Genomic DNA, 9,460 nt, shown 5'->3' with positions numbered 1-9,460 from the left:
GGTCCAGGGTGGCGAACAACGCGTCCTCCACCAGCACCCCCGCGCCGGTCAGCACGTTGAGCAGGCTGGACTTGCCCGCGTTGGTGTACCCGGCGATGACCACGGACGGCACGGCGTTGCGCCTGCGCTGCCCGCGCTGCACTTCGCGGCCGACCTTGAACGTGCCGATCTCGCCGCGGAGCTTGGAGATCCGCGTCCTGATCCGGCGCCGGTCGGTCTCGATCTTGGTCTCACCGGGACCGCGGGTACCGATGCCGCCGCCGCCGGCCACCCGGCCGCCCGCCTGCCTGGACAGCGACTCACCCCAGCCGCGCAGCCGCGGCAGCATGTACTGCAGCTGCGCGAGCTCCACCTGGGCCTTGCCCTCGCGGCTCTTGGCGTGCTGGGCGAAGATGTCCAGGATCAGCGCGGTCCTGTCGATCACCTTGACCTTGACCACGCCCTCAAGCCTGCGCAGCTGGCTGGGGCTCAGCTCGCCGTCGCAGATAACCGTGTCGGCGCTGGTCGCCGCCACGATCCCGGCCAGCTCCGTGGCCTTGCCCGAGCCGACGTAGGTGGCCGGGTCGACCCGGCCGCGCCGCTGGATGAGACCGTCGAGCACCACGGACCCCGCGGTCTCCGCGAGCCGGCTCAGCTCGCGCAGCGAGTTCTCCGCGCCGGTCAGCGTGCCGTCGGACCAGACCCCGATCAGCACCACCCGCTCCAGGCGCAGGGTACGGTATTCGACTTCGGTTACGTCGGTGAGTTCGGTCGAGAGCCCCGCGACGCGCCGTAGCGCGTGCCGGTCTTCCAGGTCAAGCTCCCCCGTAGCGGCGGACATCTCGGTCCACTCGCTGAAAGCTGTCGTCATCGTCCTCCAAGCTTCTGCCGTCTCCCCGATGGTGCCACCGCCGTGAAGACTAGTCACCTTAATAACACCGGGCAGCGGCGGAATGTGCCCGGCCGCAACGGTCGTCAGCCGCTGAGCGCCGCGTGGGCGGCCTTGCGGCCGGCTTCGAAGGCGGCGGCTAGCGTGGCGCCGTCGGTGGTCAGGCGGCTGACCGGCGGAGTCGACGCGGACGGGCGGATGGTCAGCGCGCGGCCCTCGCCTTCCAGCTCGGCGATGCGCGCCATGTCATCGGCCGTGCGCCGACCGCGGGTCAGCAGCGCCGCGCGCAGCTCGGGCGACTCCTTGCGCAGCGTGGTGCGGGCGAGCAGCCGGATCGAACGCGGCGGGCGGGGCACCGGGACGCCGTCCGCTCTCGCGGCCACGGTGAGCGGGAGGCGGGAGCGGAGCACGAGGAAGTGCGTGGCGCCCTGGGCGAGCGGCGTACGGAACGGGATCGACTCGGCGACCCCTGCGTCGTAGAACCGCCGGTCGCGCAGCTGCACCGACGCGCCCGCGAGGAACGGCAGCGAGGCGCTCGCCCGCAGCGCCAGCCGCAGCTCCGCGGGATCACCGATCAGCGGCCGCAGGTCGGTGGAGGCACCGGTCACCGCGTCGGTCGCCAGCGGGTGGTATTCAACCGCGCTGGCGAGCACCGACTCGAAGTCCATCGGCCACCGCGTCTGGTACACCACCTCGATCAGCGCGCGGATGTCCACCACCGGGCGGCCGCGCAGCACCGCTTGCCAGCGGATCAGCTCCTTGGCGTAGTCCGGCTCCGCCCAGCCGCGCAGGCCCTCGGGACGGGAGCTGAGCAGCCACGCGCCGGTGATGGCGCCCGCCGACGCGCCGTACACCGCGTCGAACGCCGGCACCAGGCCAAGCTCGTGCAGTGCCAGCGCCATGCCCGCCGAGACCGCGCCGCGCATCCCGCCGCCCTCGATGGACAGCGCCACACGCAGCCCGTCGGTGCGGTTTCCCGGTGTGCTGCCCGCGCGCAGCCGCTCGCGGAGTACCCGCAGGACGTCAGTCGTCTCTTTACCGGCCGGTGCGCGCATCGAGTCCTACGCTAGCCGTTGCCCGCACCAGCGGTGCGCACGCCTCGCGCAGCTCGGGGCCGATCACCGCCGGGCGGAGCGTGCCGGGGTCGAGCCGGACCTGCACCCGGCGCCCTTCCGCGTACGTGACGGTCTCATCCGCCGACAGCACCCGGAACCCGTACACCGCGCTGGTGTTGCCCAGGTGATCGATCCAGAGCTGTACATGGACCGGGCCGACCCGGGTGATAGGCACGTGGTAGGTGATGGCGAACTCCCTGACGACGAAGAACACGTCCTTGAAGCTGGGCGACGCCGGGTCGAACGCCCAGCCTGCCCGGGTCCAGTACGCCGCGAGCGCGCGCTCGAGCAGCAGGACGTAACGGCCGTTGTGCACGACCCCCATTGCGTCCAGGTCCTCGAAGTGGACCATGACCGGCTCTATGACGCCTTCCATCGGTTACTCCCCGGGTAGCAGGTGCGGCGTTGGTGACAGGGCGCGCAACCGGTCGAGCACGGCGCGGCGCGCGAACACCGCGCCCTGCTCGAGGCTGTGCAGGCGAGCGGACGTGACGGCGCCTTCGCCGAGTGCGTCGATCTCGAAGGCGAGCTGCGCCGCGTCCGTGTCCGGGCGGAGCTCGCCGAGCTCGACTGCCTGTTCCGCCGAGCGCTGGAGGAAATCCCACCAGGTGTCGATGGCGGTCGTCAGCGCGTCACGGACCGGGCCGGGGCGGTCGTCGAATTCGGCCCGGCTCGCCACGAAGAAGCAGCCGCCGGGCAGCGCGCGGGACGTGTAGTAGGCCAGCCGATCCTCGTGCAGCGCCCACAGCCGCCGCACGCCGCGCGGCATCGCGAGCGCCGGCGTGACGATCTCGTCCGTCCATTGCCGCACCGCGTGCTCGACGATCGCGAGCTGCAAGATCTCCTTGTCCGGCCAGTGCGTGAACAGGCCCGATTTGCTGATCCCTGTCTCGTCGGCCAGCCTGGCCAGCGACATCGCGTCCAGACCATAGACCGAGGACAGTGCTACCGCCGTATCGAGCACCGCCAGCCGTGTCCGCGCGCCGCGCGCGACCCTCCCGTCAGCCATGTGGCCAGCGTACCATAAATAAGACCGACCGGTCGGTTAGTTTGTTGGGGATCGGGCCGAGTCAGCTGGAGACGGTCGCGCTGGGCGGACGGACGATCGGAGACGGGCGGGCGGCCACTTTCGGATTGGGTGCGTGCCGCGACTTACAGGGGCTGAAGGGCCAGGGTTTATGACGGCCGGGCCGGCGAAGACCTCAGCCGCGGCGCTGAGCATGATCACGAAAGAAAAATCTCCTATGCGCGTACTTTTCTTTCGTGATCATGAAATCAGCGGGCTCAGGCCGGCCGCCGCGCCCTCGCCGGGGGCCGTCCCGGAGGGCAGGGCGCGAAACGGTACGTTTTCTGTCTGGTTTGTGGTTGTTTTAGGTCATTTTCGCGCCCTAAGTCATCCCGGGGGCTAAGCGTGTCAAGCAGCGAAGGCGTTAGCTGGCGGGAGCCTCGGCCTGGTGCAGGGCGCGGAGCGAGTTGGGCAGTTCGCCGTCGTAGACGACCGTGAGGCGGTGCGTGGCGCGGGTGATCGCGACGTACAGGTCGTGGCCGCCGTTCGGGGACTGGGCGGTGATGCCGGCCGGGTCGGCGAGTACCACGCGGTCGAACTCGAGGCCCTTCGCCTGCGTGACCGTGAGCAGGGCGGCCGGCGCGTCCAGCGACTCGGGCTGGTCGCCAGGCACGGCCTCGGGGATCGCGGCGGCGACGTCCGCGGCACGGGCATCGGAGACGATCACGGCCAGCCGTCCGGCGTCGGGGCCGCCGATCTCGGCCAGGTCGTCCCTGGCGATCCTGGCGACCCGGGCAGCGAGGTCACCGGGCGAGACGTGGACAGCGCGGGGCGGGACGCCCTCGGAACGGACCGACTCGGGCGGCCGCTCGTCCGGCGCGACGGAGGCGAGCACGTCCGCCGCGACCGTCATGATCTCCGTCGGCGTCCGGTAGTTGACGGTCAGCCGCTCCTCGCGCCAGCGGCCGCGCAGCAGCGGGTCGAGCATCTGCCGCCACGACGTCGCGCCGGCGGGCGAGCCGGTCTGCGCGACGTCGCCGACCACGGTCAGCGACCGGACCGGGTTGCGGCGCAGCACCATCCGCCAGGCCATCGCGGACAGCTCCTGTGCCTCGTCGACGATCACGTGGGCGTAGGCCCAGGACCGGTCGGCCGCGGCACGCTCGGCGGTGGCCAGCGCGGGGCCGTTGTCCCTGTTCCACGCCGCGAGCGTTTCCGCGTCGATCATGCCGAGATCGGCGATGTCCGTGATCTCGAGCACCTCGGCGGCGTACTTCGCCTCGAGGCGCTGCGCCCGTTCCAGCGCGCGCCGCGCCGCCCGCTGCTCGGAATCGTCGACGCCGAGCAGCTCGGCGGCCTCGTCGAGCAGCGGGACGTCCGCCACCGTCCAGGCGGCGGGGGAGGCCTGACGTGCAAGCACCATACGTTCCGGATGAGAGAGGACGGAGCCGGCGGCGGACCTGATCGCCTGCGCGGACCCCAGCAAGCCGGCGACCAGCTGCTGCGGTGTCAGCGGCGGCCACAGCCTGTCCAGCGCGGCGCGGACCCCTGGCTCGTCCCAGAGCCGTTCCCTGGCGTAGGGCACGTCCTCCTTGTCGAACGGGCGGTCGAGCACCCGGGCCTCGGACCAGGCCAGCTCGGTGAGGAGCTCGGTGACGAACAGCTTGCGGGCCACGTTGTGCGGCCTGCGCAGCGACCTGGCGCGGTCGCGGGCGCGCAGGATCGCGGCGCGGCGCAGCGGGATGCCGGTGCCGTCGGCGTCGACGGTCAGGTCCTGCTTAGGCACCCGCTGCCGGTCGCGGACCGCCTGGCGCAGGACCCCGGTCATCCGCTCGTCGCCCTTGACGACCGCGGCGGGGTCCCTGGTGTCCGTCGCGTGCACGCCGGGGAACAGGTCGCCGAGGGTGTGCAGCACCACGTCGGTCTCGCCGAGGCTGGGCAGGACCTGGCTGATGTAGCGGAGGAACGTGGCGTTCGGGCCGATGACGAGGACGCCGCGGCGCTCGAGCGCGCGGCGGTGCGTGTAGAGCAGGTAGGCGGCGCGGTGCAGGGCGGCGACCGTCTTTCCGGTGCCGGGGCCGCCCTGGACGACGAGCACGCCGGCCAGGTCCGACCTGATCACGCGGTCCTGCTCGGCCTGGATCGTGGCCACCACGTCGGCCATCCGGCCGGTGCGGGCGCTGCTGACCGCGGCGATCAGCGCCGCCTCGCCGGACAGGTTCAGCCTGTCGGTGTCGGAGAGCTTGTCGAGGTTGAACACCTCGTCGTCCAGGCCGGTGACCGTGCGGCGCCTGGTGTAGATGTGGCGGCGGCGGACCAGGCCTTCCGGGTTGCGCGGCGTGGCGGCGTAGAAGGGGCGCGCCGCGGCGGCGCGCCAGTCGATCAGCTTGAGCTCGTAGTCGTCGTCGCGCAGGCCGATGCGGCCGATGTACAGCGTGGCCTGGTTCTCGTCGTCGGTCCGGCCGAAGCACAGCCCGCGTTCGGTGTTGGCGAGCTGGGTGAGGCGCCGCTCGTGTTCGGCGGCGGAGACGTCGCGCTCCAGCCGCGCCTGGTGCGTGCCGCCGGGGGCGCCTTGCGCGCGGACCTCCCGCAGCGCCTGCTCGCTGCGCTCGCGCGCCTCGTCGAGGAGGGCGTAGAGCATGGAGACGTAGGCCTGTTCTGCCCGGACCGGGGAGGGGCGGGTATCCGCTCCGTCCGCTCTGTCCGCCACGTCGGGCGCAGCAGAGGAATGGCCGTTAATGGCTGCTATACCGTCTATACCGGCATCGCCGTCGCTGGCGCTTTTGGCTTCGCCGGCATCGCTTTGCATTTGACGAAATGCCATTTTGCTTGTTATACTCCTTATGCCAGCGTTATTTGGCATTTTCCTACCTGCGCAGAGATTGTCAAGCTTAACACAAGACGGCCGCGCGGGTGGCTCACGGACCAGCGCGCCAGGGAACGTCCGGCCGCCGTTATCGCTCCCGCCGAAGCCGGGTGCCAGAGTCCGCGCATGGCGGACGGGGCGCGGCGTTCGCGTCAGCCGTAAATGCGCCTGCGAATCCGAAACTGAGAGCGGGAAAACGTCGCGCTATAGCTCTGAGTAAATCCGTGGCGTTCCCGTGACTATTACAACGGGAACGCCACGGATTTCACGAGGCCGGGCTGCTGCGCGGCCGGATGAGTAGCCGGCCTGGGCGGGGCCCGGCTGGGTGCCTAGGATGGACAGCCATAGCTGGGAGGAGCTGAGAATGCCTGAGCGCGTGGAGATCACCGGGCCCGCAGGAGACCGTTACGACGAGATCCTGACCCCGCAGGCCCTGGAACTGCTGGTGGCGCTGCACGACGCGCTCGGCACCCGCCGGGCGGAGCTGCTCGCCGCGCGCCGCCGGCGGCAGGCGGAGCTAAGCAGCGGGGCGATGCTCGACTTCCTGCCGGACACCGCGCACATCCGCGAGGACACGACCTGGCGGGTCGCGCCGCCCGCGGCCGGCCTGGTCGACAGGCGGGTCGAGATCACCGGGCCTACCGACAAGAAGATGACGATCAACGCGCTCAACTCCGGCGCCAACGTCTGGCTGGCCGACTTCGAGGACGCCAACACGCCGCTGTGGTCGAACATGATCGAAGGCCAGCTCAACCTCAAGGACGCGCTGGACAGGACGATCAATTTCACGCAGGGCGGGAAGGAGTACGCGCTGCGGCCCGATGACGAGCTCGCCACGATCGTCGTCAGGCCGCGCGGCTGGCACCTGCCGGAGAAGCACATCCTCATCGACGGCGAACGCGCCTCCGGCAGCCTCACCGACTTCGCGCTCTACATGGTCGCGTCCGCGCAGAAGCAGCTCGACAAGGGCAAGGGCCCTTACTTCTACCTGGCGAAGACGGAATCGCACCACGAGGCCCAGCTGTGGAACGACGCGTTCACCATCGCCCAGGACTTCCTCGGCATCCCGCGCGGCACCATCCGCGCCACCGTGCTGATCGAGACGATCCCGGCCGCGTTCGAGATGGACGAGATCCTGTACGAGCTGCGCGACCACAGCGCCGGCCTGAACGCGGGCCGCTGGGACTACCTGTTCAGCATCATCAAGAAGTTCCGCACCCGCGGCCGCGACTTCGTGCTCCCCGAGCGCAACGCGGTCACCATGACCGCCCCGTTCATGCGCGCCTACACCGAACTGCTCGTGCAGACCTGCCACAAGCGGGGCGCGCACGCCATGGGCGGCATGGCCGCGTTCATCCCGTCCCGCCGCGACCCCGAGGTCAACGAGGTGGCGATGGCGAAGGTGCGGGACGACAAGACGCGCGAGTCGAACGACGGCTTCGACGGCTCCTGGGTCGCCCACCCCGACCTGGTGCCGGTCTGCAAGGAGATCTTCGACGCCAAGCTCGGCGACAAGCCCAATCAGCTCGACAGGCAGCGCCCCGAGGTGGCCGTCACAGCCGAGGACCTGCTCGCGGTGTCCAAGACGCCCGGCGGCATCACCGAGGCCGGCTTGCGGAACAACATCAGCGTCGGCCTCCAGTACCTCGCCACCTGGCTCGGCGGCAACGGCGCGGTCGCCATCTTCAACCTGATGGAGGACGCCGCCACCGCGGAGATCTCCCGCTCCCAGGTCTGGCAGTGGATCCACAACGACGTCATCCTCGACGACGGCCCCCTCGTGACAAAGGACGTGGTCGAGCGCATGATCGATGAGGAGCTCGTGAAGATCCAGGAGCTGGCGGGCGGCAGCTTCGACGCGGCCAGGTACGGTCAGGCGGTCGCGCTGTTCACCGAGGTCGCGCTCGCCGACTCGTTCAGCGATTTCCTCACGCTCCCCGCGTACGAACGGATGCCGTAGGGAAGGGGTGCTGCTGTGGCCGATGCCGGAGCGCTGATCCCGCGGATGACGGACATCTGCGGCGCCCCGAATGTGATCACCGACCCCCTGGAGCTGCGTACCTACGAGTGCGACGGGCTGACCTCGCACCGCGCCACGCCCGCCCTGGTGGTGCTGCCGAGCACCGCCGAGGAGGTCGCGGGAGTCGTCGCGCTGTGCGCGGAGCACGGGGTCCCGTTCGTGGCGCGCGGCAGCGGCACCGGCCTGTCCGGCGGTGCGGTGCCGCATTCCGAGGGCGTGCTGATCGTCATGTCCCGGATGCGCCGCGTCCTCGAGGTCGACCCGGTCGCCCGCCGGGCGGTCGTCGAGCCGGGCGTGACCAACCTCTCGGTGACCGAGGCCGTCCGGTCGTACGGGCTGTTCTACGCGCCCGACCCGTCGTCGCAGGTCGTCTGCTCCGTCGGCGGGAACGTCGCGGAGAACTCCGGCGGCGCCCACTGCCTCAAGCACGGCTTCACCGTCAACCACGTGCTCGGGCTCGAGATCGTCACGCCGTCCGGCGAGCTGACCTGGCTCGGCGACGGCACCGGTGTCGTCAGCGGCTACGACCTGCTCGGCGCGTTCACCGGCTCGGAGGGCACGCTCGGCATCGCCACCAAGATCATCGTGAAGCTGACGCCGGCGCCCGAGGCGGTGCACCTGGTGCTCGCCGCCTACGACTCGCTGGAGGCGGGCGGCCGCGCGGTTTCCGACATCATCGGCGCCGGGATCGTGCCCGCCGCGATCGAGATGATGGACGCGCTGTCCATCGAGGCGGCGGAGGCCGCGGTGCACTGCGGGTACCCGGAGGGAGCCGCCGCGGTGCTCCTCGTCGAGCTCGACGGGCCCGCCGCGGAAGTCGAGGCCGAGCTGGCCACCGTCCACTCGCTGTGCGAGAAGGCGGGCGCCCGCGAGATCCGGGCGGCCGACGACCCCGTCGAGCGGGCCGGCATCTGGGCCGGCCGCAAGTCCGCGTTCGCGGCCGTCGGGCGGCTGTCCCCCGCCTACATCGTGCAGGACGGCGTGGTGCCGCGGACCGCGCTCGGCGACGTGCTGGCGCGCATCTGGGCGCTGTCGCAGGAGGCCGGGATCCGGGTGGCGAACGTGTTCCACGCCGGGGACGGCAACCTGCACCCGCTGGTGCTGTACGACGACGCCTCCGCGGCCGAGACGGAGGCCGCCGAGGTGCTGTCCGGCGCGATCCTCGACACGTGCATCGAGTACGGCGGGTCGATCACCGGCGAGCACGGCGTGGGGATCGACAAGTCGAAGTACATGCCGAAGATGTTCAGCCCCGCCGACCTCGACACGATGCAGCTGGTCCGGTGCGCCTTCGACCCGGCGAACCTGTGCAACCCAGGCAAGATCTTCCCGACCCCGCGGCTGTGCGGCGAGGTCCCGGGCCCGCGCCGCGGTGCCCACCCTGCCGCGGCTGCGGGTGTGGAGATCTTTTAATGCATTCATCCGGAACGTACGCGGCCGACTCCGTAGCCAAGGCGCTTGCCGAGGCGTGCGCGGACGTGCGTGACGGCGCTGCTGCGGACGCGATCGGCGAGGGCCTGGTGCCCGCTTTCGTGGCGCTGCCCGCGAGCACCGGCGAGGCGGCGGCCGTGCTGCGCGTCGCGGC

7 protein-coding genes are annotated in these 9,460 nt (G+C 70.9%); 2 read left to right on the top strand and 5 right to left on the bottom strand.

What is annotated here, in order from left to right; all coding sequences use genetic code 11:
- From hflX to WA805_RS02710, 5 genes are all read right to left on the bottom strand, one after another.
- Positions 1 to 850: GTPase HflX (hflX, locus tag WA805_RS02730; RefSeq protein WP_425241570.1), on the bottom strand; the 850-nt coding region annotated here is incomplete at its 3' end.
- A gap of 104 nt (positions 851 to 954) precedes the next feature.
- Positions 955 to 1,923 (bottom strand): patatin-like phospholipase family protein, encoded by a 969-nt coding sequence (locus WA805_RS02725; RefSeq protein ID WP_422278501.1) that lies wholly within the window; start codon positions 1,921 to 1,923, stop codon positions 955 to 957.
- Positions 1,904 to 2,359, bottom strand: coding sequence for an acyl-CoA thioesterase (locus tag WA805_RS02720; protein ID WP_422278499.1), 456 nt, complete (start codon positions 2,357 to 2,359; stop codon positions 1,904 to 1,906). Before WA805_RS02720 ends, WA805_RS02725 begins: the two co-directional genes overlap by 20 nt.
- Positions 2,360 to 2,362: 3 nt before the next feature.
- Positions 2,363 to 2,992 carry a TetR/AcrR family transcriptional regulator gene (locus WA805_RS02715; protein ID WP_422278497.1) on the bottom strand — a complete coding sequence of 210 codons (630 nt, stop codon included), beginning with the start codon at positions 2,990 to 2,992 and terminating at the stop codon, positions 2,363 to 2,365.
- A 421-nt stretch (positions 2,993 to 3,413) separates the two neighbouring features.
- Positions 3,414 to 5,630 carry a HelD family protein gene (locus WA805_RS02710; RefSeq protein WP_424560964.1) on the bottom strand — a complete coding sequence of 739 codons (2,217 nt, stop codon included), beginning with the start codon at positions 5,628 to 5,630 and terminating at the stop codon, positions 3,414 to 3,416.
- A gap of 589 nt (positions 5,631 to 6,219) precedes the next feature.
- On the opposite strand from WA805_RS02710, the gene aceB reads away from it, so the two are divergent.
- A complete protein-coding gene (gene aceB / locus WA805_RS02705; RefSeq protein WP_422286786.1) occupies positions 6,220 to 7,815 on the top strand; it encodes a malate synthase A in 1,596 nt (531 codons plus the stop codon).
- Between the two features lie 45 nt (positions 7,816 to 7,860).
- Positions 7,861 to 9,288 carry an FAD-linked oxidase C-terminal domain-containing protein gene (locus WA805_RS02700; protein WP_422286789.1) on the top strand — a complete coding sequence of 476 codons (1,428 nt, stop codon included), beginning with the start codon at positions 7,861 to 7,863 and terminating at the stop codon, positions 9,286 to 9,288.
- The last annotated feature ends 172 nt before the right edge of the window (positions 9,289 to 9,460 follow it).

Source organism: Trebonia sp. (genome assembly GCF_049794275.1).
In the GTDB taxonomy this organism is placed as follows: Bacteria; Actinomycetota; Actinomycetes; order Streptosporangiales; family Streptosporangiaceae; genus Trebonia.
The sequence above is the reverse complement of the archived record's forward strand: the minus strand, read 5'-3'. Positions and strand labels throughout refer to the sequence as shown.

Excerpts from the sequence above, each read along its gene's own strand:
- WA805_RS02720 (WP_422278499.1), bottom strand. The coding sequence starts at position 2,359 with ATGGAAGGCGTCATAGAGCCGGTCATGGTCCACTTCGAGGACCTGGAC.
- WA805_RS02725 (WP_422278501.1), bottom strand. The coding sequence starts at position 1,923 with ATGCGCGCACCGGCCGGTAAAGAGACGACTGACGTCCTGCGGGTACTC.
- aceB (WP_422286786.1), top strand. The coding sequence starts at position 6,220 with ATGCCTGAGCGCGTGGAGATCACCGGGCCCGCAGGAGACCGTTACGAC.
- WA805_RS02715 (WP_422278497.1), bottom strand. The coding sequence starts at position 2,992 with ATGGCTGACGGGAGGGTCGCGCGCGGCGCGCGGACACGGCTGGCGGTG.
- WA805_RS02710 (WP_424560964.1), bottom strand. The coding sequence starts at position 5,630 with ATGCTCTACGCCCTCCTCGACGAGGCGCGCGAGCGCAGCGAGCAGGCG.
- WA805_RS02700 (WP_422286789.1), top strand. The coding sequence starts at position 7,861 with ATGACGGACATCTGCGGCGCCCCGAATGTGATCACCGACCCCCTGGAG.